At 68.1% G+C, this 26,585-nt stretch carries 27 protein-coding genes and 1 tRNA gene; 12 read left to right on the top strand and 16 right to left on the bottom strand.

The features are described from left to right. Positions 1–29: 29 nt before the first annotated feature. Complete coding sequence (locus ACSFBC_RS21985; protein ID WP_435512473.1) at positions 30–1,235, bottom strand: pyridoxal phosphate-dependent aminotransferase; 1,206 nt, start codon at positions 1,233–1,235, stop codon at positions 30–32. Between the two features lie 127 nt (positions 1,236–1,362). Between ACSFBC_RS21985 and ACSFBC_RS21980 the strand changes: the two genes are divergently transcribed. After that, positions 1,363–2,262: a LysR family transcriptional regulator gene (locus ACSFBC_RS21980; RefSeq protein WP_435512472.1), complete on the top strand. Its 900-nt coding sequence runs from the start codon at positions 1,363–1,365 to the stop codon at positions 2,260–2,262. 89 nt (positions 2,263–2,351) lie between these two features. Here ACSFBC_RS21980 and ACSFBC_RS21975 read toward each other — a convergent pair. Together ACSFBC_RS21975 and ACSFBC_RS21970 are read right to left on the bottom strand one after the other, a co-directional pair. Beyond that, positions 2,352–2,426, bottom strand: a tRNA-Arg gene (locus ACSFBC_RS21975). 42 nt (positions 2,427–2,468) lie between these two features. Beyond that, entirely contained in the window at positions 2,469–3,134 is a 666-nt protein-coding gene (locus ACSFBC_RS21970) for a TetR family transcriptional regulator (protein ID WP_435512471.1), read from the bottom strand. A 153-nt stretch (positions 3,135–3,287) separates the two neighbouring features. Between ACSFBC_RS21970 and ACSFBC_RS21965 the strand changes: the two genes are divergently transcribed. The 4 genes from ACSFBC_RS21965 to ACSFBC_RS21950 all read left to right on the top strand — a co-directional run bounded on the left by ACSFBC_RS21965 (position 3,288) and on the right by ACSFBC_RS21950 (position 9,905). Further along, positions 3,288–4,562 carry an efflux RND transporter periplasmic adaptor subunit gene (locus tag ACSFBC_RS21965; RefSeq protein WP_435512470.1) on the top strand — a complete coding sequence of 425 codons (1,275 nt, stop codon included), beginning with the start codon at positions 3,288–3,290 and terminating at the stop codon, positions 4,560–4,562. 13 nt (positions 4,563–4,575) lie between these two features. Continuing rightward, positions 4,576–7,734: an efflux RND transporter permease subunit gene (locus ACSFBC_RS21960; protein ID WP_435512469.1), complete on the top strand. Its 3,159-nt coding sequence runs from the start codon at positions 4,576–4,578 to the stop codon at positions 7,732–7,734. 4 nt (positions 7,735–7,738) lie between these two features. Next, entirely contained in the window at positions 7,739–9,133 is a 1,395-nt protein-coding gene (locus ACSFBC_RS21955; protein WP_435512468.1) for an efflux transporter outer membrane subunit, read from the top strand. Positions 9,134–9,281: 148 nt separating this feature from the next. Further along, positions 9,282–9,905 carry a c-type cytochrome gene (locus ACSFBC_RS21950; RefSeq protein ID WP_435512467.1) on the top strand — a complete coding sequence of 208 codons (624 nt, stop codon included), beginning with the start codon at positions 9,282–9,284 and terminating at the stop codon, positions 9,903–9,905. A 76-nt stretch (positions 9,906–9,981) separates the two neighbouring features. Here the strand turns inward: ACSFBC_RS21950 and ACSFBC_RS21945 are convergent, their stop codons facing one another. The 3 genes from ACSFBC_RS21945 to ACSFBC_RS21935 form a co-directional block, all read right to left on the bottom strand. Continuing rightward, the gene (locus ACSFBC_RS21945; RefSeq protein ID WP_435512466.1) at positions 9,982–10,518 is read right to left on the bottom strand and encodes a DUF2946 family protein; all 537 of its coding nucleotides are present in this window, start codon (positions 10,516–10,518) and stop codon (positions 9,982–9,984) included. A gap of 149 nt (positions 10,519–10,667) precedes the next feature. Further along, on the bottom strand, positions 10,668–11,645 hold the full coding sequence (locus ACSFBC_RS21940) for a YheT family hydrolase (protein WP_435512465.1): 978 nt from the start codon (positions 11,643–11,645) through the stop codon (positions 10,668–10,670). 17 nt (positions 11,646–11,662) lie between these two features. Further along, entirely contained in the window at positions 11,663–12,115 is a 453-nt protein-coding gene (locus ACSFBC_RS21935) for a YybH family protein (RefSeq protein WP_435512464.1), read from the bottom strand. Between the two features lie 132 nt (positions 12,116–12,247). Here ACSFBC_RS21935 and ACSFBC_RS21930 point away from each other — a divergent pair, with 132 nt between their 5' ends. Genes ACSFBC_RS21930 through ACSFBC_RS21920 form a run of 3 tightly spaced genes read left to right on the top strand, consistent with a single transcriptional unit; the run spans position 12,248 to position 14,316 of the window. Further along, positions 12,248–12,844 carry a LemA family protein gene (locus ACSFBC_RS21930; RefSeq protein ID WP_435512463.1) on the top strand — a complete coding sequence of 199 codons (597 nt, stop codon included), beginning with the start codon at positions 12,248–12,250 and terminating at the stop codon, positions 12,842–12,844. A gap of 18 nt (positions 12,845–12,862) precedes the next feature. Continuing rightward, on the top strand, positions 12,863–13,798 hold the full coding sequence (locus ACSFBC_RS21925; protein ID WP_435512462.1) for a TPM domain-containing protein: 936 nt from the start codon (positions 12,863–12,865) through the stop codon (positions 13,796–13,798). Positions 13,799–13,800: 2 nt separating this feature from the next. Continuing rightward, entirely contained in the window at positions 13,801–14,316 is a 516-nt protein-coding gene (locus ACSFBC_RS21920; RefSeq protein ID WP_435512461.1) for a TPM domain-containing protein, read from the top strand. Positions 14,317–14,331: 15 nt separating this feature from the next. Here the strand turns inward: ACSFBC_RS21920 and pdeM are convergent, their stop codons facing one another. The 3 genes from pdeM to ACSFBC_RS21905 all read right to left on the bottom strand — a co-directional run bounded on the left by pdeM (position 14,332) and on the right by ACSFBC_RS21905 (position 17,423). Beyond that, on the bottom strand, positions 14,332–15,009 hold the full coding sequence (gene pdeM / locus ACSFBC_RS21915; protein ID WP_435512460.1) for a ligase-associated DNA damage response endonuclease PdeM: 678 nt from the start codon (positions 15,007–15,009) through the stop codon (positions 14,332–14,334). 72 nt (positions 15,010–15,081) lie between these two features. Further along, complete coding sequence (locus tag ACSFBC_RS21910) at positions 15,082–16,218, bottom strand: PilT/PilU family type 4a pilus ATPase (protein WP_435512459.1); 1,137 nt, start codon at positions 16,216–16,218, stop codon at positions 15,082–15,084. A 161-nt stretch (positions 16,219–16,379) separates the two neighbouring features. Beyond that, positions 16,380–17,423: a type IV pilus twitching motility protein PilT gene (locus tag ACSFBC_RS21905; RefSeq protein ID WP_435512458.1), complete on the bottom strand. Its 1,044-nt coding sequence runs from the start codon at positions 17,421–17,423 to the stop codon at positions 16,380–16,382. Between the two features lie 50 nt (positions 17,424–17,473). Between ACSFBC_RS21905 and ACSFBC_RS21900 the strand changes: the two genes are divergently transcribed. The 3 genes from ACSFBC_RS21900 (at position 17,474) to ACSFBC_RS21890 (ending at position 20,364) form a co-directional block, all read left to right on the top strand. Further along, positions 17,474–18,160, top strand: coding sequence for a YggS family pyridoxal phosphate-dependent enzyme (locus ACSFBC_RS21900; RefSeq protein WP_435512457.1), 687 nt, complete (start codon positions 17,474–17,476; stop codon positions 18,158–18,160). 134 nt (positions 18,161–18,294) lie between these two features. After that, the gene (locus tag ACSFBC_RS21895; RefSeq protein WP_435512456.1) at positions 18,295–19,569 is read left to right on the top strand and encodes a Glu/Leu/Phe/Val family dehydrogenase; all 1,275 of its coding nucleotides are present in this window, start codon (positions 18,295–18,297) and stop codon (positions 19,567–19,569) included. Between the two features lie 105 nt (positions 19,570–19,674). After that, on the top strand, positions 19,675–20,364 hold the full coding sequence (locus ACSFBC_RS21890) for a DUF2242 domain-containing protein (RefSeq protein ID WP_435512455.1): 690 nt from the start codon (positions 19,675–19,677) through the stop codon (positions 20,362–20,364). 7 nt (positions 20,365–20,371) lie between these two features. Here the strand turns inward: ACSFBC_RS21890 and ACSFBC_RS21885 are convergent, their stop codons facing one another. The 3 genes from ACSFBC_RS21885 to ACSFBC_RS21875 form a co-directional block, all read right to left on the bottom strand. Beyond that, positions 20,372–20,773 (bottom strand): response regulator, encoded by a 402-nt coding sequence (locus ACSFBC_RS21885; RefSeq protein WP_435512454.1) that lies wholly within the window; start codon positions 20,771–20,773, stop codon positions 20,372–20,374. Between the two features lie 107 nt (positions 20,774–20,880). Next, positions 20,881–21,792 (bottom strand): arginase, encoded by a 912-nt coding sequence (rocF, locus tag ACSFBC_RS21880; RefSeq protein ID WP_435512453.1) that lies wholly within the window; start codon positions 21,790–21,792, stop codon positions 20,881–20,883. Between the two features lie 50 nt (positions 21,793–21,842). Then, complete coding sequence (locus ACSFBC_RS21875; protein WP_435512452.1) at positions 21,843–22,493, bottom strand: TetR/AcrR family transcriptional regulator; 651 nt, start codon at positions 22,491–22,493, stop codon at positions 21,843–21,845. Between the two features lie 181 nt (positions 22,494–22,674). On the opposite strand from ACSFBC_RS21875, the gene ACSFBC_RS21870 reads away from it, so the two are divergent. Continuing rightward, positions 22,675–23,052: a YXWGXW repeat-containing protein gene (locus ACSFBC_RS21870; protein WP_435512451.1), complete on the top strand. Its 378-nt coding sequence runs from the start codon at positions 22,675–22,677 to the stop codon at positions 23,050–23,052. Positions 23,053–23,077: 25 nt separating this feature from the next. Here the strand turns inward: ACSFBC_RS21870 and ACSFBC_RS21865 are convergent, their stop codons facing one another. From ACSFBC_RS21865 to purU, 4 genes are read right to left on the bottom strand one after another with little or no spacing between them, the layout of a single operon-like run. After that, entirely contained in the window at positions 23,078–23,800 is a 723-nt protein-coding gene (locus ACSFBC_RS21865; protein ID WP_435512450.1) for an LrgB family protein, read from the bottom strand. A gap of 6 nt (positions 23,801–23,806) precedes the next feature. Then, positions 23,807–24,151, bottom strand: a complete 345-nt coding sequence (locus tag ACSFBC_RS21860) for a CidA/LrgA family protein (protein ID WP_435512449.1) — start codon at positions 24,149–24,151, stop codon at positions 23,807–23,809. Positions 24,152–24,161: 10 nt separating this feature from the next. Then, complete coding sequence (locus tag ACSFBC_RS21855; protein ID WP_435512448.1) at positions 24,162–25,667, bottom strand: FAD-linked oxidase C-terminal domain-containing protein; 1,506 nt, start codon at positions 25,665–25,667, stop codon at positions 24,162–24,164. A 32-nt stretch (positions 25,668–25,699) separates the two neighbouring features. After that, on the bottom strand, positions 25,700–26,548 hold the full coding sequence (gene purU / locus ACSFBC_RS21850) for a formyltetrahydrofolate deformylase (RefSeq protein WP_435512447.1): 849 nt from the start codon (positions 26,546–26,548) through the stop codon (positions 25,700–25,702). Positions 26,549–26,585: the final 37 nt, after the last annotated feature.

Here is a 26,585-nt window from a genome sequence, read left to right as displayed (position 1 = left end):
GGAGGGGGAGGGACAGGACGGAAGACGGATCAGTGGCTGAGTTGGTCGCGCGCCGCGGCGATGCGACGGCAGGCCTCTTCCAGGTAGGCGGTGCCGGCCGCGAACGAGATGCGGAAGTGCGTATCGATGCCGTAGGCGCTGCCCTGCAGGGCAGCCACGTTCTGTGCCTCGAGCAGATGCAGGATCCAGTCGTTGCTGTTGAGGATCGTCTGTCCCGCCGGCGTGCGGGCACCGAACAGGGCTTCGCAGGATGCGAAGACGTAGAACGCGCCATCGGGCACGTGGCACTGGATGCCCGGGATGCGGTTCAGGGCGGCCACGACCACGTCCCGGCGCTGTTGAAAGACCTGCCGGCTGGCGGTCACGAAATCCTGGGGACCGGCCAGCGCCGCGCGCGCCGCGGCCTGGCTGACGGAGCAGGTGCCGGAGGTGCTCTGCGACTGCAGCTTGACCATCGCCTTGATCAATTCGGCAGGGCCGGCGCCGAAGCCTACGCGCCACCCGGTCATCGCATAGGCCTTGGAGACGCCGTTGATGGTGAGGGTTCGCTCCTTGAGTGCGGGCACCACCTCCGCCAGGGTGACGAAGGTCTTGCCGTCGTACAGCAGGTGCTCGTAGATGTCGTCGGTGAGCACCCAGACGTGCGGATGACGCATCAACACCTCCCCGAGCCCGATCAGCTCCTCGCGGCTGTAGGCTGCACCGCTGGGGTTGTTGGGCGAATTCAGTACCAACCAGCGCGTGCGTGGCGAGATCGCTTGTTCGAGCTTCTCGGGCGTCAGCTTGAAGCCCTCGCCGGCTGCGCATTCGGCGATCACCGGCGTGCCGCCGGCAAGCCGCACGATGTCGGGATAGGAGACCCAGTAGGGCGCGGGCACGATGACCTCGTCGCCCGCCTCCACCGTGCACATCACCGCATTGAAGATGACCTGCTTCGCGCCGGTGCCGACGATGATCTCGTTCTGCGCATAGGCCAGTCCGTTTTCATTCTTGAACTTGTGGGCGACCGCCTCCTTGAGCGCCGGAGTTCCGCCCACGTCGGTGTAGCGGGTCTGCCCTTCGGCCATGGCGCGCCGAGCGGCCTCCTTGATGTGTTCGGGGGTGTCGAAGTCCGGCTCTCCGGCCGTCAGTCCGACGATGTCGCGTCCCTGTGCGCGGAGTTCGCGAGCGCGCTGCCCTGCCATGGAGCTGGGGGAGGGTTGGATGCGGTTGAGTCTGGTGGCGATTCGAAGCATGGTTCAGAGGGGCTGCAATGACGGTTTCTGTAGTATCCGGAGCCCCTCCCTAAGCGCAAAACGAATAAAGGGATTGAGGTGCTATTCCTTTTTTTCCTGCACCCGGCGCCCATTCGCCCATTCGCCCATGAACCTCACCTTCAAGCAGTTGGAAGCCTTTCTGTTCAGCGTGAAGCTGCACAGTTTCAGCGCTGCGGCGGACAAGCTGCACACGACGCAATCGGCCATCTCCAAACGCGTTGCCGAACTGGAAAGCGTCCTGGACACGCCGCTCTTGCGCCGGACCCCCAAAGGCCTGGAGATGACCCAGGGCGGTCGCAGACTGCTGCCCTTTGCGGAAGAGTCGCAAAGGTTGACGGGGCGGATCGCGGCGGAGATGAGCGGCGACCACACGCTCAAAGGGAATTTCCGTCTCGGCGCCACGGAATTGATCGCCATGACCTGGCTCACGGACTTCATCCGGAAGATCCAGGTCCAGCATCCGGCATTGATGATCGAGCCGGTCGTCGATGCGGGGCTCAGCCTGTTCCAGGGACTGGAGACCAACAAGATCGATCTGGTCATCATCCCGGGCACCTATTGGGGCAAGGACTATGCAACCGTCAAGGTGGGGCAGGTCGACGACTACTGGATGGCGAGTCCCTCCATCCCGTTGCCCGATCGACCGCTGCGACCTGCGGAATTCGCGAACTATCCGATCCTCGAACAGTCCACGGGTGCCGCCAAGAACCGGTACTACGAAGGCTGGCTGGCAGAGCACGGATTCAAGTTCAACAAGGTGCTGGCGACCAACAGCACCACCGTGCTGCGCCAGTTGGCCATCGGTGGGTTCGGCATCGCGCAGATGGCGCTGGACTACGTGCGGCCCGACATCGAGGCCGGGCGCTTGCGCATCGTCCGGTGCGATCCCATGCCCCCACCGATGGTGTACAGCGCCGTCTATCGCACCGACAACGGCAGCGCGGCGCTGGAGGACATCATCGACATGGCTGTGGAGTGCTGCAATTTCGGCCTGAGACCTTCATGAGCTTGTCCGGCTGTCGTGCGATGCGCTGCACTGTTCTCGGAAGCCCATGAAAAAGGCCGGGCACTTGTGAAAGTGCCCGGCCTTGAAAATGGTCCCGCCGCCAGGAATCGAACCTGGATCTCAGCCTTCGGAGGGCCGAATTCTATCCGTTGAAATACAGCGAGAGAGTTCGCGGCACAGTGCCGCAAGTCGACGATTATCGCCCATCAGGCGACCATCGAAATTTTCTCGGCAAGGATTTCGATCGCGGCGGGCGGATGGCCGAAGCCCAAGCCGTTCACGTAGACCTCGAAAGTGCGTTTGCCCACTTGCACCAGGTCGAAGGACGAGGGGTCGAGCAGCCAATTCTGGATCAGGCCGCTGACCAGCGCATGCAGTCCCTGCGCCGCCGCCGCCGCGGGAATGGCGAGGCGGATGCGTTGGCGCCGTGCCGCATGGCGCAAGGCCTGCTCGAAGTCGATGACGCAGGCGTCGCGTGCGCTCAGGTGGCGTTGCTGCACCGACTGCATGTCGTGCGTGTACTCGACCTTGTGCGTCGCCACCTCGAACACGCGCCGCACCTGCGGGTCGGTGGTCATGAGCTTCAGCGCCACGAGCAACCCGCGTTCGATCTCCTCCAGCGGGTCGTCGCGGACCGGGCCGGTGGCCCGCGCCGCCGCCTCCAGCGGCAGCGTCACACGCTCCATCATCGCGTTGAAGAGATCGGCCTTGTCCTTGAAGTGCCAGTAGATCGCGCCACGCGTCGCCCCCGCTTGCTGCGCGATCTGCTGCAGCGAGGTCTGCGAAACGCCCTGCGCCTGGAACAGCAGCTCCGCTGCATCGAGCAGACGGTTGCGTGTGGCGAGGGCCTCTTCCTTCGTGTGGCGGGCCAATTTGTCTCCTGATAAGGATTTGAATGTCTTGCCTAAATATACATCCATGAATGTATGTAAACTAGCCGCCTCCCGATGACCCACCTGGCCGACAGGCCTTGACGGCGATCAAGGTCGCTTCGCGTCGTCTCCTCTTTGCTTCAAAGGAATCACATGCCGCAATCGCATGTCTCTTCGCGTCGTTCGTTTTCCCCTCGGCGCATGGCCTTGTCCGGCGTCGCCGTGCTGGTCTTTGCCCTGCTTGCGGCTTGCGGCAAGGGCAAGGATCCAGCCGCGGCGGCAGCGCCGGCTGGCGCCGCGCCGCCGCCGCCCGAAGTCGGTGTGGTGGTCGCGACCCTGACCGACGTCGGTCTGGTGACCGAGCTGCCGGGCCGTCTCGAGGCCTCGCGGGTGGCGCAGGTGCGCGCGCGCGCCGCCGGCATCCTGCAGGAGCGGCTGTTCCGTGAAGGCAGCGACGTGAAGGCCGGCCAGCCGCTGTTCCGCATCGATGCGGCGCCCTATACCGCCGCGGCGCAGAGCGCGCAGGCCAGCCTGGCGCGTGCCGAAGCCAACGCGGTGCAGGCCAAGGCACTGGCCGATCGCTACAAGCCGCTGGTCGAGGCCAATGCGGTGAGCAAGCAGGAATACGCGAATGCGGTCGCTTCGCAGAAGACGGCCGAGGCCGACGTGGCCGTGGGCCGCGCTTCGGTGACCACCGCCAAGATCAACCTGGGCTATGCGGCCGTGACCGCCCCCATCTCGGGCCGCATCGGCCGCGCGCTGGTGACCGAAGGCGCACTCGTGGGCCAGGGCGATGCGACGGAGCTCGCCGTGATCCAGCAGATCAACCCGCTCTACGTCAACTTCACGCAGTCGGCCAACGACGTGCTGAAGCTGCGCCGCGCCATGGCCGACGGCAAGTTCAAGCGCGCCGACGGGGCCGATGCGGCGAGCGTTCGCGTGCTGCTCGAAGGCGGCGGCGAATACCCGCTGCCGGGCAAGCTGTTGTTCTCCGACCTCACGGTCGATCCGACGACCGGCCAGGTCACGCTGCGCGCCGAACTGCCCAATCCCAAGGGCGAACTGCTGCCCGGCCTGTATGTGCGCGTGAAGATCGAACAGGCCCAGGTCAGCAACGCGATCGCGGTACCGCAGCAGGCTGTCACGCGCACCGAGCAGGGCGACACGGTCACCGTGGTGGCCGCCGACGGCAAGCTCAGCAAGCGTCCGGTGAAGATCAGTGCGGCGCAGGACAACCAGTGGATCGTGCTCGACGGCCTGAAGGCCGGTGAGCAGGTGATGGTCGACGGCTTCCAGAAGCTGCAGATGATGCCGCCCGGTACGCCGGTGAAGGCCGTGCCATGGGTCAAGCCGGGTACGGCGGCGGCAGCCCCAGCTGCTGCACCGGCCGCTTCGGCGCCGGCCGCCGCGGCTTCGGCCGCCAAGTAAGGAGCTCGCCCGCATGGCTAAATTCTTCATCGATCGGCCCATCTTCGCGTGGGTGATCGCGCTGTTCGTCATCGTGATGGGCAGCGTGGCGATCACGCAGCTGCCGATCTCGCAGTACCCGCCGGTGGCACCTCCCGCCATCGTCATCAACACCGCCTATCCGGGCGCTTCCGCCCAGACGCTCGAGGACAGCGTGCTGTCCGTCATCGAACGCGAGATGAACGGTTCGCCCGGGCTGATCTACATGGAATCGGTGGCCCAGGCCGACGGCACCGGCACCATCACGGTCACCTTCGAAACCGGAACCAATGCCGACCTGGCACAGGTGGATGTGCAGAACCGCCTGTCGCGTGCAACGCCGCGTCTGCCGGCCGCGGTGACGCAGCAGGGCGTGCGCGTCGACAAGTCGCGCAACAACTTCCTGCTGTTCACGATGCTGTCCTCGGACAACCCGGCGATCGATCCGATCGCGCTGGGCGACTATGCCTCCCGCAACATCGTGCCCGAACTGCAGCGCGTGGCCGGCATCGGCCAGGCACAGCTCTTCGGCACCGAGCGCGCCATGCGCATCTGGATCGATCCGGCCAAGCTGCAGGGCTTCAACCTGTCGTCGGCCGACGTCAATGCGGCGATCCGCGCGCAGAACGCGCAGGTCTCCTCGGGCTCGATCGGCGACCTGCCGAACATCACCGGTCAGAGCATTGCCGCCACCGTGGTGGTGACCGGCCAGCTCAGCACCGTCGAGCAGTTCGGCAACATCGTGCTGCGCGCCAACACCGACGGTTCGGCCGTACGGCTCAAGGACGTGGCGCGCATCGAACTCGGCGGCCAGGCCTATTCGACCTCGGCCCGCCTGGATGGCGCGCCGGCCGTGGGCATCGGCGTCCAGCTGTCGCCCAGCGGCAATGCGCTGCAATCGGCCAAGGCCATCCGTGACCGGATGACCGAGCTGGCCAAGTACTTCCCCGAAGGCGTGAAGTGGAGCATCCCCTACGACAGCTCGCGCTTCGTGAGCATCTCCATCACCGAGGTGGTGAAGACGCTGTTCGAAGCCGTGGCGCTGGTGTTCGTCGTGATGTTCCTGTTCCTGCAGAACTGGCGCTACACGATCATCCCGACCATCGTGGTGCCGATCGCGCTGCTGGGTACCTTCGCGGTGCTGGCCGCGCTGGGCTTCTCGATCAACGTGCTGACCATGTTCGGCATGGTGCTGGTGATCGGTATCGTGGTGGACGATGCGATCGTGGTGGTGGAGAACGTCGAGCGCATCATGACCGAGGAGGGCCTGGGGCCGCTCGAGGCCACGCGCAAGGCGATGAAGCAGATCTCGGGCGCCATCATCGGCGTGACCGTGGTGCTGATCTCGGTGTTCGTGCCGCTGGCCTTCTTCGCCGGCTCGACCGGCAACATCTACCGCCAGTTCTCGGCGGTGATGGTGGCGTCGATCGGCTTCTCCGCCTTCATGGCGCTGTCGCTCACGCCGGCGCTGTGCGCCACGCTGCTCAAGCCCGTCGAGCAGGGAAGCCACCATGAGAAGAAGGGCTTCTTCGGCTGGTTCAACCGCGGTTTCTCGCGCACCTCGAAGGGCTATGAAGGCGTCGTCGCCCGGCTGCTCAAGCGCGCCGCGCGCTACCTGATCATCTACATCGCGATCGTGGGCGCGGTGGTGCTGCTGTTCCGCGGCCTGCCGACCTCGTTCCTGCCGCAGGAAGACCAGGGCAACATCATCGTCAACGTGCAGCTGCCGCCGGGTGCGACGCAGGACCGCACGCTCTCGGTCATGGAGCAGGTCGAGGGCTACCTCCTCAAGCAGCCCGAAGTGCAGAGCATGGTCAGCGTGCTGGGCTTCAGCTTCTCGGGCCAGGGCCAGAACGCCGGCCTCGCCTTCGTGACGCTGAAGGACTGGGAAGAACGCAAGGACGCCGGTCAGTCGGCCGACGCCCTGGCCGGCCGCGCCTTCGGTGCGCTCTCGGGCATCCGCGATGCGTTCATCTACCCGCTGAACCCGCCGCCGATTCCTGAACTGGGCAACGCCAGCGGCTTCACCTTCCGGCTGCAGGACCGCGCCGGTGCGGGCCACCAGGCGCTCATCAACGCGCGCAACCAGTTGCTGGGCATGGCCTCGCAGAGCAAGCTGCTCACGCAGGTGCGGCCGGACGGCCTGGAAGATGCGCCGCAGCTGCAGATCGACATCGACCGCGACAAGGCGAACGCGCTGGGTGTGACCTTCGACGCGATCAACACGACGCTGTCGACCGCGCTGGGCTCGAGCTACATCAACGACTTCCCGAACCAGGGCCGCCTGCAGCGCGTGGTGGTGCAGGCCGATGCGCCCGCACGGATGCAGCCCGACGACCTGCTCAAGCTCAATGCGAGCAACACGCAGGGCAACCCGGTGCCGCTGTCGACCTTCGCGAGCACGCGCTGGGTCAACGGTGCGCAGCAGACGGTGCGCTACAACGGCTATCCGGCGGTGCGCATCTCCGGCTCGGCGGCGCCTGGGTCGAGTTCGGGCGCGGCGATGGCCGAGATGGAAGCGCTGGCAGCCAAGCTGCCGGCGGGCTTCGGCTTCGAGTGGACCGGCCAGTCGCGTGAGGAAAAGCTCGCGGGCTCGCAGGCCATGATCCTCTACGGCTTCGCGATCCTGGCGGTGTTCCTGTGCCTGGCTGCGCTCTACGAGAGCTGGACCATCCCGCTGTCGGTGATTCTGGTGGTGCCGCTGGGCGTGCTCGGCGTGCTGCTGGCGACCATGCTGCGGGCCTACTCGAACGACGTGTACTTCCAGGTCGGGCTGATCACCATCATCGGCCTGTCCGCGAAGAACGCGATTCTGATCATCGAGTTCGCCAAGGATCTGCAGGCGCAAGGCAAGGGGGTGGTCCAGGCCGCGCTCGAAGCCGCCCATCTGCGCTTCCGCCCGATCGTGATGACCTCGCTGGCCTTCGGCCTCGGCGTGCTGCCGCTGGTGCTGGCCTCCGGCGCCGGCTCGGCCAGCCAACGTGCCATCGGCACCGGCGTGCTGGGCGGCATGGTCACGGGCACCGTGCTGGCGGTGTTCTTCGTACCGGTGTTTTTCGTGGTCGTGCGCACCCTGTTCAAGGGCAGCAAGCGCCAGCATGAAGCCGATCGGCGCCACGCCGAAGCGGCAGGAATCGAACAAAGCCATGACTAAGCGAATGATTTCACGCCACACGCTCAGCGCGCTGGCGGCCAGCGCCTTCCTGGCCGGCTGCTCGCTGATCCCGACCTACGAGCGCCCCGCGGCGCCGGTGCCCACCACTTTCCCCGGCGACCCGGCGCAACCCGCCGGCGCGGCGGCGGCAACGGTCGCCTGGCAGGACTACTTCACCGATCCGCGGCTGCAGGATCTGATCCGCACCGCGCTCGTCAACAACCGCGACCTGCGGGTGTCGGTGCTCAACATCGAGCAGGCGCGCGCGCAGTTCCAGATCAGCCGTGCCGCGCAGTACCCGGCGCTCAACGGCATCGTCTCGGCCACGCGCCAGCCCTCGGCGATCGATGGTCGCCTGGGCAACAGCTTCCAGGTGGGCCTGGGCATCTCGTCCTGGGAAATCGACTTCTTCAATCGCCTCGGCAGCTTGAAGGAAGCCGCGCTCGCGCAGTACCTGGCCACCGAAGAGGCCCGCAAGGCCGCGCAGATCAGCCTGATCAGTGCCGTGGCGACCGGCTGGTACACGCTGCTGGCCGACGACGAACTGCTCGAACTCACGCGCCAGACCCTGGGCACGCGCGATGAATCGGTGCGGCTCACCAAGTTGCGCTTCGACGCCGGCGTCTCGTCGGAGATCGATTTCCAGGCGGCCAACTCGGCCGCCGAGACGGCCCGCGCGGCCTACGCCCAGCAGCAGCGTCAGCGCTTGCAGGACGAGAACGCGCTGGCGCTGCTGCTCGGCGCGCCGGTGCAGCCCGCGGCCCTTCCCACGGTCAACGGACTGGGGCGGCTCGAGAGCATCCAGACCATGCCCGAGCTGCCGGTGGGCCTGCCGTCCGATCTGCTGATCGAGCGTCCGGACATCCGCCAGGCCGAGCAGCTGCTGCTGTCGGCCAACGCGAACATCGGCGCTGCGCGCGCGGCCTTCTTCCCGCGCATCTCGCTGACGGCCACGGCCGGCACCGCGAGCAACGAACTGTCGGGGCTGTTCAAGAGCGGCTCGAGTGCGTTTTCGATCGCACCGCAGCTGGTGCTGCCGATCTTCAACGCCGGCAGCAACCAGGCCAACCTCGATTCGGCACGCGCCGGCCGCGACATCGCGGTGGCGCAGTACGAGAAGTCGATCCAGTCGGCCTTCCGCGAAGTGGCCGATGCACTCGCCGGCCGCGCCACGCTGGGCGAGCAGGTGCGTGCCCTGCGCGCGCAGGCCGCGGCCGAGGACCAGCGCTTCAAGCTGTCCGACCTGCGCTACCGCAACGGCATCGCGAGCTCGCTCGACCTGCTCGACGCGCAGCGTTCGCTGTTCAGCGCCCAGCAGGCCGCGGTGCAGACGCGCCTGCTGCAGCTGCAGAACCAGGTCACGCTCTACAAGGCGCTGGGCGGCGGCTGGAAGGAATGAGTCGCGGCGCGGCGCCTTCCGGGGTGCCGCGCGCATGCCATGCCTGCACCGCGATGGGCAACACAGTCCGTCGATCTCTGGGGCCTTCCCTATAATCGCGGGTTGATTTCGCCCGACCCCCCGAGAAGCCCCCGATTTTGAGGACGCCATGAGCGCAGACCCGCACTACCAGGCCACAGAAGAAGCCCACACCGGCCCCATCAAGAACCCGAAACAACTGCTGCTGGCGGTCTTTTTCTCGTTCATCGCCCCCATCGTGATCATCGTCGGACTCGTGTCCTATGTGGTCTCCGACAACCGGCCCTCGGGTGCGGCGCAGGGCGACAACATGTCGCTCTATGGCGTGTCGAAGGACACGCGCGACCGTGAAGTGGCCGACCGCCTGAAGAAGGTCGGCTCGATCGAGATCCGCGATGCCAACCGTGCGCTGGCCGCCGGTGAAGTCGTGTTCAAGGCACAGTGCATTGCCTGCCACGGCGCCCCCGGCATTCCGGGCGCACCCCACCTGAACGACGCTGCGGCCTGGGGCCCGCGCATCGGCCAGGGCTACGCCATGCTGCTCGAGCATGCGCTCAAGGGCAAGGGCGCGATGCCGCCGCAGGGTGGCGGCGATTTCAAAGACCTCGAAATCGGCCGTGCCGTGGTCTACATGGCCAACTCGGCTGGCGGCAAGTTCCCGGTGCCCGACCGCCCGGCCGCTGCGCCCGCGGACGGTGCGGCACCTGCCGCCGATGGCGCGGCCTCCGCACCGGTCGCTGCCGCAAGCAAGTAAGCAGGAATCCCCTCGGCGTCTTCGACGCCGTCCCGAACGAGCCGGCCCTGTGCCGGCTTTTTCTTTGGGGGGCTGCTCAGCCCGCTGTGGGGTGGCGTGCCACCGGGCTGAGCACATGACCGAAGCGCGCGGGCAGGTCGGCCGCCTGCACCGCCTCAGGCTGCGGCCACAGTCCCTGTTCGAGGGCGTCGGCCGCCAGGCCCATGTCCTGCGTGTGCACCAGCCCCAACCCCAGCGGCGTCGCCAGGTAGAGCTTGCCGGCCTCGTCGAGCAGGACCTGGCCGTGCGTGGTGGCCGTGCCGGTGTGCGCGTGCACCGAGAAATCCTCGCCGATGCGCCAGACCCAGGGCGCGGCCTCGAGTTCGACGTAGACGCGCTGCGGGCCGTTCTGGAAGAACCACTGGCCGGCTTCGTCGGCCTCGTAGTTGCGCTGGATGAAGTCGATCAGCTTGTCGTGCCGCAGCAGCGAACCCTTGGCGGCCGGGAACGGGCCTTCGGCCTGCGTGCGGTCGTCGCGCATGTACCAGTTGCCGCGCGCATCGAGGCCGAGCCAGCCATGGCAGTGCGGGACGTTGGGCCACTTCGCGAGGGCCTGCTTGACGATGTCATCCATAAAGGTATTTTGCTCGCCCCCAGGCTCCGCGCCACTTCGTGTCGCTTCTCCCTCCCCCTACCGGGGGCGCCATCTGCGGCCCGGCGAAGCCGGTTCCGCGATGGCCCTGGAAAAAACCGGAGCGGTGGTCCTGGCAATACCCCGTGGACTCAGCGGGACAGATGCTGCGCCAGCCAGCTGCCCACGCGCTCGGGCATGCCGCGCACGTGGCCGGGCGGCAGGCCCAGCGGGAAACCGACGTGGCCGCCGTGCGCGGGTTGCCACAGCGTGACGTGGCGGCCGACCTCGTCGGGGCGCGGCAGGCTCTCGGCGGGCACGAAGGGATCGTTCAGCGCGTTCACCACCAAGGTCGGCACACGGACCGCGTGCAGGTGGGGCTTGGCCGACCCGCGGCTCCAGTAGTCGTCGGTGTCCCTGAAGCCGTGCAGCGGGGCGGTGAACACGTTGTCGAAGGCGCGCAGGTCGCCGGCGGCCATCAGCGTGTCGCGGTCGAACAGGCCCGGGTGCTGGGCCAGCTTGGCCAGGGCCTTGGGCTTCATGGTCGACAGGAACATGCGTGTGTAGACCCGCCGGTTGAAACCGCGGCCGATCGCCGCGCCGCCGGCCGCCAGATCGACCGGCGCCGAGACCGCAGCCACGGCGTGCACGGTGCGCGCGGCCGTGGCGCCGGCTTCCTCGGCCCAGCGCAGCAGCGCGTTGCCGCCCAGCGAGACGCCTGCGGCCATCATCGGTGCGCCCGGCGGGCGACCCGCGGCGCAGCGCTCGAGCATCCAGCCGATCTCCTCGAAATCGCCTGAATGGTAGGCGCGCGGCGCGAGGTTGATCTCGCCGCTGCAGCCCCGGAAATGCGGCAGGGCGAAGGCCCAGCCGCGCGCGGCGGCGAAGCCCGCGAAAGCCTCGGCGTAGTGGCTGTGCGACGAGCCCTCGAGGCCGTGGAACAGCACCAGCAGCGGCGCGGCCGGGTCGCTGGCATCGATGCGGTCCACGTCGACGAAGTCGCCGTCCGGCGTGGTCCAGCGCTCGCGCCGGTAGACCGGTGGCGCATCCGCACGGCGCGCCCAGAGCGCCGGCCAGATGGTCTGCAGGTTGCCGCCGGGCAACCAGTGCGGCGCACGGTAGGACTGCATGGCTTCCGCGACCGGGCTCAATGAAGCGTCTGGCGCGCGGTGTCGTCCTCGTCGGGCTCGCGCGCGCTGCCCGGGCTGGCATGGTGGGCCACCAGGCGCCAGCCCTGGGCGGCCTTGTGATAGACGTTGGTGGCCAGCACGAAGGCATGCTGCGGCCCTTCGGCCGTGAGCACCTCGATGCGCTCGAGCACGTTGTGCACCGCGCTGGCCAGCGACTCGACCTTGCGCACCCGCGCCGGCCGCACATGGATCGCGCCGTGGCCGAACATCTGCTCGAAGGCCGCGCGGATCGCGACCGGGCCCACGAGCCGCGGCCCGCCAGGGTGCACGCAGAACACCTCGTCGTCGTCGGCCCAGCACGCCATCAGCGCGTCGATGTCGCCGCGCTGCAGCGCCTCGTAGAAGGCGGCTTCGACGTCGTCGGCGGTGCCGCCGATGGCCGCGTCGCGGAGCTTGGTCTTGGTGGGCATGGCAGGTTGGTTCTGGAGGAAGGGCGATTTTGCCTGTGGCCGATGACCCTGGGCTATGCTTGTCGCCGAACCGGCCGGTGCGGCACCGAAGCGCCGCCGCCGATGCTTCATCGACCAAGGGAAACGCACACCATGAAACGCTGGCTTCTGATCCTCTTCACGGCGCTCTCGCTGAGCGGCTGCGGCTACAACGAATTCCAGGAACTCGACGAGGCCAGCAAGTCGGCCTGGAGCGAGGTGCTCAACCAGTACCAGCGCCGTGCCGACCTGGTGCCCAACATCGTGGCGACGGTCAAGGGTGAGGCCAGCTTCGAGCAGGACACCCTGACCCAAGTGATCGAAGCGCGGGCCAAGGCCACGTCGATCCAGGTCACGCCCGAGACCCTCAACAACCCCGAGGCCTTCGCCAAGTTCCAGCAGGCGCAGGGCGAACTCACGTCGGCGCTATCGCGGCTGATGGTGGTCGCCGAACGCTACCCCGAACTCAAGGCCAACCAGGCCTTCCGCGACCTGCGTGTGACGCTGGAAGGCACCGAGAACCGCATCACCGTGGCGCGCAACCGCTACATCGAGAGCGTGCAGGACTACAACGTGCTCGCGCGCCGCTTCCCGACCATGGTCACGGCCAAGATCTTCGGCTACGCCCCCAAGCCCAACTTCAGCGTGCAGAACGAAGCGCAGATCTCGGTGCCGCCGACGGTGGACTTCAGTGCACCCAAGAAGCCGTAACGTGGGTCGGCGCGCCGCATGAACAGGCTTCTGGCGCACGGCTCGCGCTGGCTGATGCTTGCGTTGGCCTTCGTCGCGTGGCCGGCCCTGGGGCAGATGCCCACCGTGGCGTCGGCGCCCGCACTCAAGCCCGTGCCCGCGCTGAGCGCGCGTGTGATCGACCAGACCGGTACCCTCGATGCCGCCCAGCGCGCCGGCCTCGAGACCCGTCTGGCGGACTTCGAGCGCCGCAAGGGCTCGCAGATCGTGCTGCTGATGGTGCCCACCGCCGCGCCCGAGGACATCGCCAGCTACGCCCAACGCGTGGCCAACGACTGGAAGATCGGCCGCAAGGAGGTGGGTGACGGGCTGCTGGTGGTGGTCGCCAAGGACGACCGCCGCATCCGCATCGAGGTCGCGAAGACGCTCGAGGGCCCGGTGCCCGACCTCGCGGCCAGCCGCATCATCGACGAAGAGATGATGCCGCGCTTTCGCCAGAACGATTTCGCGGGCGGGTTGAACGCGGCCGTCGACCGGCTCATCGGCCTGATCGACGGCGAGCCCTTGCCCGAACCGGCGCGCCGCGACAGCGGCGAGCGCGCCTCGGGCGGCGGCATCGACTGGGGGAACCTCGGGATCTTCCTGTTCTTCGGCTTCTTCATCGTGGCGCCGATCGTGCGCCGCATCTTCGGCAAGGTGCTGGGCACGCTGGTGCTGGGCGGCGGCATCGGCACGGTCGCCTTCCTGATCACCGCCAGCCTGTTCACCGCGGTGGTGGCCGGCCTGGTCGCGATGATCGCCGGGTCCTTTTCCCGCTCGCTGCCCATCGGCGGCATGGGCTTGCCGGGCGGCTTCGGCGGCGGCTGGAGCGGCGGCTCGGGCGGCAGCCGGGGTGGCGGCGGTGGCGGTGGCGGTGGTTTCAGTTCGGGCGGCGGCGGTAATTTTGGCGGCGGTGGCGCCTCGGGAGGCTGGTGAAGATGGGCTTGTTTGCCAAACTGGGGCGTTTCTGGCGCCATCGCTGGACCGACGAGGCGGCCGTGCGCCGCGTGCTGCCGCCCGCGGTGCTGGCGCAACTGCGCCGGCGTGTCGCGGCCAGCGAGCAGCGCCACACCGGTGAGGTCCGGCTGTGCATCGAGGCCGGCCTGCCGGCCAGCTACCTCTGGCGCGAGGCGCCGGCACGCGAGCGCGCGCTGATGCTGTTCGGCAAGCTGCGCGTCTGGGACACCGAGCACAACAACGGCGTGCTGATCTACCTGCTGCTGGCCGACCATTCGATCGAGATCGTGGCCGACCGCGGCATCGACCGCCATGTGGACGCCGAAGCGTGGCGTGCCATGACCCGCTCCATGGGCACCGCCTTCCAGGCCGGGCGCTTCGAGGACGGGCTCACGCAGGCGCTGGAGGAAGTGTCGGCGCTGCTGGTCGCGCATTTCCCGCGCGCCGAGGGCGAGCCCACGCGCAACGAGCTGCCGGACGCGCCGGTGGTGCTTTAGCCGGTGGTGCTATAGCTAGCCCTCGGCAGGCAGCGCCCACACGGCCGCACCCGCCACGCCGTAGAAGCGCCGTCCCGGCGCCGGCGGCACCTGCCAGCCGCCCGTGAACTCGCCGAAGGCCGGCAGGATGACCTGGTCCGCCTCCTGCACGAAGCAGGGCATGCGCAGCCGGTCGCGCCCCGGGCCGTAGAGTTTGCAGGCCGGATGCAGATGCCCGGCCAGCACGAAATGCGTGGGATGCGGCTGCGGATGGTGGCAGCAGGCGAAGGGACCGAGCAGGTGCGGCTCGTTCACCACCGCGATGCCGAGCGCTGGCGGCGGATCGCCGGCGCGCTGGTCGTGGTTGCCGCGCACCAGGGTCAGGCGCAACGCGGGGTCGTGCGTCGCGCGCCAGGCCTGCAACGTGGCCAGGAGCACGGGTGTGCGGGCCTGGGCCGCATGCAGGAAATCGCCGAGGAACACGATCTCCGCGGGCCCGAGGCGCGCGATCAGCCGGTCGAGCCGTTCCAGGTTCTCCTGCGTGGTGCCGCCGGGCACGGGCTGGCCCAGTGCGCGGTAAGTCGCGGCCTTGCCCAGGTGCAGGTCGGCCACGAACAGCACGCCGCGCGCGGGCCACCACAGTGCGCGCTCGGGCAGCAGTTCGAGGGATTGGCCGGCCCATTCGACGCGGCAGGCGGTGGTGGCGGAAGACACGCTCCGAGTGTCTCCCAAGTGCGAGGCATGCCGCCGGGGTGCGGGGGAAGCACCCTGCCCGGGTGCGGACGTTCAGACGATCGCGAAGTGCTCGGTGCCGGCCGACAGGTCGGTCGAGCGCGCGCGCCGGCTGTTGAGCTTGATCTGCAGCCGCAGGTCGTTGGCCGAGTCGGCGTTGCGGATCGCGTCGTCGAAGCCGATCGCATGGTTCTCGAACAGGTCGAACAGCGCCTGGTCGAAGGTCTGCATGCCCAGGTTGCGGCTCTTCTTCATGATCTCCTTGATCTCGCCGACCTCGCCCTTGAAGATCAGATCGGAGATCAGCGGCGTGTTGAGCAGCACCTCGACTGCGGCGACCCGGCCCAGGCCGTCCTCGGTCGGCACCAGCCGTTGCGAGATCAGCGAGCGCAGGTTCAGCGACAGGTCCATCAGCAGCTGCGTGCGGCGTTCCTCGGGGAAGAAGTTGATGATGCGGTCGAGCGCCTGGTTGGCGCTGTTGGCATGCAGCGTGGCCATGCACAGGTGGCCGGTCTCGGCGAAGGCCACCGCATGCTCCATGGTCTCGCGGTCGCGGATCTCGCCCATCAGGATCACGTCGGGCGCCTGGCGCAGCGTGTTCTTGAGCGCGGCGTCCCAGCTGTCGGTGTCGATGCCCACTTCACGCTGCGTCACCACGCAGTTCTTGTGCGGGTGCACGAACTCGATCGGGTCCTCGACCGTCACGATGTGGCCGTAGGAGTTCTCGTTGCGCCAGTCGACCATCGCCGCCAGCGTGGTCGACTTGCCCGAGCCCGTGGCGCCCACCAGGATCATCAGGCCGCGTTTGGTCATGGCGACGTCCTTCAGCACCTGCGGCATGCCCAGGCCGTCGATGGTCGGCAGCGTGGAGGGGATGGTCCGCAGCACCATGCCGACCTTGCCCTGCTGCACGAAGGCGTTGACGCGGAAGCGGCCGATGCCGGTGGGCGAGATCGCGAAGTTGCACTCCTTGGTGCGCTCGAAATCCGCGACCTGGCGGTCGTTCATGATCGAGCGCGTGAGCGCCACCGTGTGCTGCATGCCCAGCGCCTGGCCCGACACCTTGGTGACCTTGCCGTCGACCTTGATGGCCGGCGGAAAGTCGGCCGTGATGAACAGGTCGCTCCCGTTGCGGCTCACCATGAGCTTGAGCAGGTCGTTGATGAACTGGCTGGCTTGATCGCGTTCCATGGGGCGCTCCGTTGTCGGGTTGCTGCTGTCGTTTCAGGCCAATGCCGTGGCCATATCTCTGTTCGGGAGATACCGCCGAACCGGCTTTGCCGGGCCACCGGTGTCGCCCCCTAGAGGGGGAATTGAGCGACACGAAGTGCGCGAGAAACGGGGGTGTGCCCCTACCCGGGGAAGTTCTCGGGCGTCTTCGCCTTGCCGCGCGCCTCCGCTGGCGAGATGATCCCACGGCGCACCATGTCTGTCAGGTTCTGGTCGAGCGTCTGCATGCCCTGGCCGCTGCCGGTCTGGATCGTCGAGTACATCTGCGCGACCTTGCCTTCGCGGATCAGGTTGCGGATGGCCGAGGTGCCCAGCATGATCTCGTGCGCCGCCACGCGGCCCAGGCCGTCCTTGGTCTTGCACAGCGTCTGCGAGATCACCGCCTGCAACGACTCCGACAGCATCGCGCGAATCATTTCCTTTTCCTCGCCCGGGAACACGTCGATGATCCGGTCGATGGTCTTGGCGGCCGACGAGGTGTGCAGCGTGCCGAACACCAGATGGCCGGTCTCGGCCGCGGTCATGGCGAGGCGGATCGTTTCGAGGTCGCGCATCTCACCGACCAGGATCGCGTCCGGGTCTTCGCGCAGTGCCGAGCGCAGCGCGTTGGCGAAACTCAGCGTCATCGGGCCGACTTCGCGCTGGTTGATCAGGCACTTCTTCGACTCGTGCACGAACTCGATCGGGTCCTCGACCGTGAGGATGTGGCCGTACTCGGTCTCGTTGAGGTAGTTGACCATCGCGGCCAGCGTGGTCGACTTGCCCGAGCCCGTGGGGCCGGTCACCAGCACGAGGCCGCGCGGCTTGAGTGCGAGCTCGCCGAAAATCTTGGGTGCGTTGAGTTGCTCGAGCGTGAGGATCTTCGAGGGAATCGTCCGGAACACCGCGGCCGCACCGCGCGCCTGGTTGAAGGCGTTCACGCGGAAGCGCGCCAGGCCGTCGATCTCGAACGAGAAGTCGACCTCGAGGAACTCTTCGTAGTGCTTGCGGTGCGTGTCGCTCATGATGTCGTACACCATCGCGTGCACCGCCTTGTGGTCGAGCGCATCGACGTTGATGCGCCGCACGTCGCCGTGCACCCGGATCATCGGCGGCAGTCCCGACGAGAGGTGCAGGTCGGAGGCCTTGTTCTTGACACTGAATGCCAGCAGTTGGGTGATGTCCACGGGATTCCTCGGGCGGGTGTCGGAACGTTTTGATACGATTTTGGACGATTATGACGATGATTGGCGACGACCTCCAGCAAGTGAAACACCGGATCGAAGCGGCCTGTGCCGCGGCCGGACGCGACCCGGCCGGGGTGCGCCTGCTGGCGGTGTCGAAGACCTTCGGGCCGCAGGCCGTGCGCGACGCGCATGCGGCCGGCCAGGTGGCCTTCGGCGAGAACTATGTGCAGGAAGGCCTGGAGAAGATCGAGGCGCTGGGCGACCTGCGCGCACAGCTCGAATGGCATTGCATCGGCCCGTTGCAGAGCAACAAGACACGTGCGGTGGCCGAGCAGTTCGACTGGGTGCACAGCATCGACCGGCTCAAGATCGCCGAGCGCCTGTCGGCCCAGCGGCCGGCCCACCTGCCGCCGCTGCAGGTCTGCCTGCAGGTCAACGTCGACGGCGGCGCCAACAAGTCGGGCGTGCCGCCCGAAGCCGCGCTCGAACTCGCACGTGCGGTCGCCGCCTTGCCGCACCTTCGGCTGCGTGGGCTCATGGCGATCCCCGAGCCGAGCATCGATGTTGCGGTGCAGCGCGAACTCTTCCTGCGCGCGGTCGCGGTCCACGAAGCCCTGCGCGCGGCCGGCCTCGCGCTCGACACGCTGTCGCTGGGCATGAGCGCCGACCTGGAGGCTGCGGTGGCCGCAGGCAGCACGATGGTGCGCGTCGGCACCGCGATCTTCGGTCGGCGCTGAGCAGGCGAGGGCGCCGCGGGCGCGTGGCTTCTTCTTACGGCTCTTGCATAACCGTCGGCATGGCGCGCATAGGCCATGGCGCAGACGGCGTTGCAGGACTATCGTGACGGCCATCGTCACCACCGAGGCCTCCCATGAGTGAAAAGCTCTCCTTCGTCCACCCGACCGCCAACAGCCCCTGGGGCACCTACCTGCAGCAGGTCGACCGTGTGATCCCCTACCTCGGCGACCTCGCGCGCTGGGCCGAGACGCTCAAGCGTCCCAAGCGGGCGCTGATCGTCGACGTGCCGATCGAGATGGACGACGGGCGCATCGCGCACTACGAGGGCTACCGCGTGCAGCACAACATGAGCCGCGGTCCGGGCAAGGGCGGCGTGCGCTTCCACCCCGACGTCACGCTGGAAGAAGTGATGGCGCTGTCGGCCTGGATGACGGTCAAGACCGCGGCGGTGAACCTGCCCTACGGCGGCGCCAAGGGCGGCATCCGGGTCGATCCCAAGAAGCTGTCGCAGAAGGAGCTGGAGAAGATCACGCGCCGCTACACCAGCGAGATCGGCATCATCATCGGCCCGCACACCGACATCCCCGCGCCCGACGTCAACACCAACGGCCAGATCATGGCCTGGATGATGGACACCTACTCGATGAACACCGGCGGCACGTCCACCGGCGTCGTCACCGGCAAGCCGCTGCACCTGGGCGGTTCGCTGGGCCGCGTCAAGGCCACCGGCCGCGGCGTGTTCGTCACCGGCCGCGAGGCGGCACGCCGCCTGGGTCTGGACCTGCGCGGTGCACGCATCGCGGTGCAGGGCTTCGGCAACGTCGGTTCGGTGGCGGCCGAGCTCTTCGTCGAAGCCGGCGCCAAGGTGGTGGCGGTGCAGGACCACACGGGCACCGTCGTCAATCCCGACGGCCTCGACCTGAACACGCTGATCCCGATCTCGCGCACCCCCGCGGGCGCGGCCGGTTTCGAAGGCGGCGACAAGATCCCGGACGAGCAGTTCTGGGACGTCCCCTGCGACATCCTGATCCCGGCGGCGCTCGAAGGCCAGATCACGGCCGAGCGCGCGCGCAAGACCACGGCCCGGCTGGTGCTCGAAGGCGCCAACGGCCCGACCGTGCCCGAGGCCGACGACATCCTGGCCGAGCGCGGCGTGCTGGTGGTGCCCGACGTGATCTGCAACGCCGGCGGCGTGACGGTCAGCTATTTCGAATGGGTGCAGGACTTCTCCTCTTTCTTCTGGGACGAGGACGAAATCAACGTGCGGCTCGACCGCATCATGATGAATGCGCTGCACCAGATCTGGGACACGGCCGACAAGCACAAGATCTCCTTGCGCACCGCCACCTACGCGGTGGCCTGCGAGCGGATCCTGATGGCGCGGCAGGAACGCGGCCTCTACCCCTGAGTCGACCCGTGCGCTTTCGGCGGGGATGCGCGGCGGCCGGGAACTGAAGGGCAGCTGAACGGCTCCGAACAGGCGCCGGTCTTCGCCGGGTAGCATTCCATGCCGATGTCGCTCCAATCCCTGCCCCTTTCTTCCCGCCGCGCCGCCGCGGCCCTCCTCGTTCTGGTCCTCGCGGGCTGCGCCAGCGGGCCGGCCCGCCGCGTGGTCTACGACCCCGAAGAGTTCGACTCGACCACCACCCATTCGCGCAGCTATGCCGCCACCGAGGCCCAGACCTGCGAGGCGGCCCGGCGCGCGCTGCTGAGCCAGGGCTACCTGGTGACGGCGGCCAACGCCGACCTGGTGACCGGACGCAAGAGCTTCCAGCCGGCCAACGAAGTGCACGTCGAGGTCGAATTCCGCGTGGTGTGCGCACGCGACGAGGCGGCGAAGAGCGGACCGCGCAAGACCATCGCCTTCGCCACGGCGCTGCAGGACCGCTACGGCATGAAGAAGACCAACAACGCCGCCAGCGTGGGCGTGGGCGTGATCGGCTCGCTGTCCTTGCCCTTCTCGTCGAGCGATGACGCGATGATCAAGGTGGCGAGCGAAACGCTGACCGACGAGCGCTTCTACGACCGCTTCTATGCGTTGCTCGATCGCTATCTGGTCGCCGACATCCCCGAAGAGAAAGCGCAACCGACCGTCGGGTCTGCGGTCACCATGCCGGTGACGCCGCAGGGCGTACCGTCGGCCACGCCCTTGAGTGCACCGCCGCAGACGATGCCGGTCGAGCCCTCGGGCGACCGCGGCTGAGCCGACCTCAGTCCGACATCTTTTCGATGCCCTGCAGCGCGGCCTGCAAGGCCTCGACACTGAAAGGTTTCTGCAGCCAGACCGTTCCCGGCACCGGCCGGGCCGGTTTCGGCTGACCGGTGGCGAAGATCACCTGCAGCTTGTTCTGCACCTGCAGGATGTCGACCAGGTCCAGTCCCGACAGGGCGGGCAGGCCGACGTCGGTCATGAGCACGTCGAAGGCGCCGTCGATGAAGCGGTCGCGCGCCACCTCGGCGCTCTTGACGCCGGCCACCCAATGGCCGAGCAACTGCAGCATTTCGACGGTGGCGTCCAACGTGGCGGGATCGTCCTCGACGACAAGCACACGCAGCGGGCTCGCTGAGGCGGGAGCGTTGTCGTCGGGGGGAAGCATCGCGGGGAAAGGCATGTCAGGGGTCGGCGGAGAAAGACCCACTGTACGCGCCAACGCGCTGCAGGGACTTCCGTCTCTCCACGTCCCTGCGTAGGAAGGTCGCCTGAAACAGCGCTTTCGCCTCAGCGGGCCAGCGTCGATTGGCCCAGCAGGCTGGCGATCAGTTCCACCGCCACCTCGGCGGTCCGGTTGCGCACGTCGAGCGCGGGATTGAGCTCGACCACGTCCAGCGAGCCCAGCCGGCCGGTGTCGGCGAGCATCTCCATGCACAGCTGCATCTCGCGGTAGGTGGGCCCGCCGCGCACGCCGGTGCCGACGCCGGGCGCGTCGGCCGGGTCCAGGCAGTCGAGATCGAAGCTGACGTGCAGGTGGGTGTTCTCGTCGACGTCCTGCAGCGCCTCGGTCAGCGTGTTGCGCATGCCGTGCTCGTCGATGTGGCGCATGTCGAACACGGTGAGGCCCTGGGCCTGGATGGCGCGCTTCTCGTCGGCGTCGACGCTGCGGATGCCCAGGAAGCGGATGGCGTCGGGCGTCAGAGCGGCCGGCTGGCCGCTCCAGCCGGTCAGCGCGGCGGGGCCATGGCCCAGCAGGCACGCCACGGGCATGCCGTGGATGTTGCCGCTCGGGCTGGTGCCGTGCGTGTTGACGTCGGTGTGCGCATCCAGCCAGAGCACCCGCAGGGCCTGCCCGCGCTGCCGCACATGCCAGGCGACCGCGCTGATCGAGCCGATCGCCAGGCTGTGGTCGCCGCCCATCATCAGCGGCAGGCGTCCGGCGCCGAGTGCCGTGTCGACCGCGTCGTACACCGCGCGGTTCCAGGCCACGGCCTCGTCGAGGTGGCGCAGCCCGCCCGTGGGTGCGGCCCAGGGCGTGGCCGGGCCGGCCAGGTTGCCGCGGTCGAGCACCTCGAAGCCCAGCCGCGCCAGCGTGCCCGCGATGTCGGCCACCCGCAAGGCATCGGGGCCCATGCCGGCGCCGCGCACACTGGCGCCGATGTCGGTGGGCGCGCCGATCAGCTCGATGGTTTTCGTCATGGCCCTACTATGGTCCGGATGCGATCACGGGGATTGTGGGACAAGGGCGCTCAGCGCATGCCCAGCACGCGCCAGGCGAGCCGGGAAAGTTCGGCCACCGTCTCGTCCTGCGACAGGCGTCCGCCCGGGCGATACCAGGTGTAGAGAAAGCCGGGCAGGCTGCAGGCGGCCAGCGCCGTGACCATGGTGTCGCCGAAATCGAAGTCGCCGTCGCGCCGGCCCTCCTCGAGCAGCGCACACAGACGGCTGTAGAAATGGCGTGCCAGCTTCTTCTGCGCGGCAATGTATTCGGGCCGGTACACCTGCGGTTCGCGGTAGGGGAACACCGCGCAGGGGTGGTGGTCGAGCGTGGCGCGGATCAGGCGCTCGATGCCTTCGCCCACCTTCGCGCGGGCCGGCCGTGCATCGTCGGGCGCGAAGTCCATCGACGTGAAGCAGGCCACCGTGGGGCGCCACGACAAGGTCTCGAAGATTTCCTGCTTGTCGCGGAAGTAGTAGTAGACGAAGGGCTTGGTGGCGTCCAGCGCACGCGCGATCTGCGCGAGGGTGGTGGCCGCGTAACCCTGCGCCGCGAACAGCGTGGCCGCGGCTTCGAGGATGCGTTCGCGCTGGATGTCGGTCGCTTCTGTCGCGGTGCGTTGCCGGCCGGTGCCCTGCGGAAGATGTGGCTGGCGTGGTGTGGTTTGTCTCGTTCTACCCATGGGTAGGATTGTTCTTGGGGGCCTGGGTGCTGGCAAGCCGCCGCGTGCGGCCGGCCGCTATCGCAAACCCTGAGCCACAGGCACATCGGCGACACAGCACGACACAAGATTTCGTGTGCCGCTTACACGGGCTTCACATCGAAGACCCACGATCGAGTCACCGACTCAAAGAAGGTTTGCCATGAAAAAACTTGCACTCTCCCTCGCCGCCTGCGCTGCCGTGCTGTTGCCTGTCGGCGCGGTCATGCTGCCCACCGCTGCAGAAGCCCAGCCGGTGGCCGTGTTCATCAACTCGCCGCCGCCACCGCCGCGCTATGAACGCGTGCCACCGCCGCGCCGCGGCTACGTCTGGGCGCCGGGCCACTATGAAGCGCGCGGCCACCGCCATGTGTGGGTGCCGGGTGCGTACATGCGTGCACGCCCCGGCTATGCCTACCGGGCGCCCGAGTGGCGCGAGCGCGGCGGGCGCTGGGAATACAACCGGGGCCGCTGGGACCGCGACGGCGACGGCGTGCCCAACCGCCACGACCGCCGCCCGGACAACCCCAACCGCCGTTGATGGCCGCTGATCGGGGTGCGTCGGCTCAGAAGAGCCGGAACGCCAGCGGCATCAACAAGGCCGCCAGCACCACCTGCAGGCCCAGCGCCAGGCCCGCGTAGGCGCCCGCATCGGCGTTCACGTGCAGCGCTCGCGCGGCGCCGATGCCGTGCGCCGTGGTGCCCAGCGCGAAGCCGCGCGCGGCCCAGCCCGCGGGCGTGGTCGCGATGCGCAGGAAGTCGAACAGGTATTTGCCCGAGAGCGCGCCGACCAGCCCGGTGAGCACCGCGAACACCGCCGACAGTGCGGGGATGCCGCCGATCTTTTCCGCAATGCCCATCGCGACCGGCGCCGTGACCGACTTGGGTGCCAGCGACATCAGCACATCGTGCGGCAGGCCCACGGCCCAGCCCAGCGCGACGGCCGAGCCGGACGCGGCCATGCCGCCGAGCAGCGCGGCCAGCAGCACACGGCCGAAGCGCGCGCGCAGTTCGGCCCGTCGCTGCCACAACGGCCAGGCCAGCGCGACCACCGCCGGGCCCAGCAGGAAGTGGATGAACTGCGCGCCCGCGAAGTAGCTCGGATAGTCGACGCCTGTGGCGAGCAGGCCGCCCGCCAGCACGAGCACCGACCACAGCACCGGGTTGGCCCAGGGCGCGCTGTCGAGCCGCATGTAGGCCGCCTGTGCGAGCAGGTACACCACCAGCGTGGCCGTCAGGCCGAACAGCGGCGAGGCGGAGAGATAGACCCAGAGTTCGACGAAGCGCATGGCCGTTCAGTGGGCCTGGCCCTTGCCGCCATAGAGCACGAGCACCGTGACGCCCATGCCGATCCAGGTCGAGAGCACGATCACGAACAGCATGCGCCCGCCGTACTGCGACAGCAGCGCGAGGTGCGTCATCACGCCCACGCCGACCGGGATGAACAACAGCGACAGGTGCGAAAGCAGGAAGTCGGCGCATTCGCCCACCGGTTCGCGCACCAGCGGAAAACGCAACGCGACCAGCAGCAGCATCAGGCCCAGCACCGGGCCGGGCAAGGGCAGGGCGAAGCCGCGCGCGAGCACCTCGCCGATCGACTGGAACACCAGCAGCCAGGCGAGTCCGCGCAAGCCTTTCATCGCGTCGTGCCTAGAAGCGCGGCAGGTCCGGATGCGGCAGCGTCTGGCCGCCGCGCACCACCTGCTTGCCGTACTCGGCGCAGCGCTGCAGCGTCGGGATCACCTTGCCGGGGTTGAGCAGGCCCGACGGATCGAAGGCGCGCTTCACGCCGAACATCATCTCGTTCTCGGCGGCCGTGAACTGCACGCACATGCTGTTGAGCTTCTCGACGCCCACGCCGTGCTCGCCCGAGACCGTGCCGCCCATCGCGACGCTGGTCTCGAGGATGTCGGCGCCGAAGAGTTCGCAGCGGTGCAGTTCGTCGGGATCGTTGGCATCGAAGAGCACCAGCGGATGCAGGTTGCCGTCGCCCGCATGGAACACGTTGCAGCAGCGCAGCTTGTACTTGATCTCCATCTGCTGGATCGCCAGCAGGATGTCGGCCAAACGCTTGCGCGGGATGGTCGAGTCCAGGCACATGTAGTCGGGGCTGATGCGGCCCGAGGCGGGAAACGCGTTCTTGCGCCCGCTCCAGAACTTCAGCCGTTCGTCCTCGCTGGCGCTGACCGAGATGGCCGTGGCGCCGCAGCCGCGCAGCACCGCGGTCATGCGGCCGATCTCTTCCTCGACTTCTTCGGGCGTGCCGTCGGATTCGCACAGCAGGATCGCCGCGGCGTCGAGGTCGTAGCCGGCCTTGACGAAGTCCTCGACCGCGGCGGTCATGGGCTTGTCCATCATCTCGAGGCCGGCCGGGATGATGCCCGCGGCGATCACGGCCGCCACCGCGTCGCCGGCTTTGCGCACGTCGTCGAAGCTGGCCATGATGCAGCGCGCGAGCTGCGGCTTGGGCACCAGCTTGACCGTGACCTCGGTGGTCACGGCCAGCATGCCTTCGCTGCCGACCACCAGCGCGAGCAGGTCCAGGCCCGCGCAGTCCAGTGCTTCGCCGCCGAACTCGATCGCCTCGCCCTCGGCGGTGAAGCCGCGCACGCGCAGCACGTTGTGCAGCGTGAGGCCGTACTTGAGGCAGTGCACGCCGCCCGAGTTCTCGGCCACGTTGCCGCCGATGGTGCAGGCGATCTGGCTCGAGGGATCGGGCGCGTAGTAGAGGTTGAAGGGCGCGGCGGCCTCGCTGATCGCGAGGTTGCGCACGCCGCACTGCACGACGGCGGTGCGGCTCACCGGATCGATCTTCACGATCTTGTTGAACTTGGCCAGCGACAGCGTCACGCCCATCGCGTGCGGCATCGCACCGCCCGAGAGACCGGTGCCCGCGCCGCGCGCCACCACCGGCACGCCCAGTGCGTGGCAGGTGCGCAGCACCGCGGCCACCTGCGCCTCGGTTTCCGGCAGCGCCACCACCAGCGGGCGCTGGCGGTAGGCCGTCAGGCCGTCGCACTCGTAAGGCGTGGTGTCCTCGTCGTGCCAGATCAGCGCATGGGCGGGCAGGTGGGCCTGCAGCGCGCGCACGGTCTGCGACTGGCGGTCCGCGCGCGCATGCTGCGCGTTCTCGGTGGGCGTGGCGGGAGCGTTCATGGCCTCACTCTACGACGCAAGAGCGCCCGGGGTTACTTGAAGACGACGGTCTTGTGGCCGTTCATGACCACGCGGTGCTCGCTGTGCCACTTGACGGCACGGGCCAGCACCTGGCTCTCGGTGTCGCGGCCGCGGGCGGTGAGGTCTTCCACCGTGTCGGTGTGGTCGGCGCGCGCCACGTCCTGTTCGATGATCGGGCCTTCGTCGAGGTCGGCCGTCACGTAGTGGGCGGTGGCGCCGATCAGCTTCACGCCGCGGTCGTGCGCCTGGTAGTAGGGCTTGGCACCCTTGAAGCTGGGCAGGAAGGAGTGGTGGATGTTGATCGCGCGGCCGTTGAGCTTGACGCACAGGTCGTTGCTCAGGATCTGCATGTAGCGCGCGAGCACCACCAGTTCGGCGCCTTCGGCCTCGATGATTTCCATCTGCTTCGCCTCGCCCTGCGCCTTGGTGGCGGCGGTCACGGGGATGTGATGGAAGGGCACGTTGTAGCTGGCCGCGAGCTGGTAGAAGTCGCGGTGGTTCGAGACGATGGCGCGCACGTCGATGGCCAAGAGGCCGCTCTTCCAGCGGAACAGCAGGTCGTTCAGACAGTGGCCTTCCTTGCTCACGAGGATCACGGTCTTCATCGGCTGGGCGACGGCATGCAGCTGCAGCGTCATGCCGAAGCCTTCGGCGAAGCCGGCCAGCTGTTCGCGCAGGGCCGCCTCGCTGTGGTCGCTGCAGGCGAAGCGCACGCGCATGAAGAACAGGCCGGTGCCGGCGTCGTAGTACTGCGCCGCTTCCTCGATGTTGCCGTTGCGTTCCAGCAGGAAGCCCGAGACGGCATGGACGATGCCGGTGCGGTCGGGACAGGACAGGGTCAGGATGTAGGCGGAGGTCATAAGGGCCGCCATTGTCGCAGTCCTGCCCGCGCCTCGC

Source organism: Variovorax frigidus, assembly GCF_051216515.1.
GTDB lineage: Bacteria > Pseudomonadota > Gammaproteobacteria > Burkholderiales > Burkholderiaceae_C > Variovorax.
This window is presented reverse-complemented; position numbering and strand designations above follow the sequence as displayed.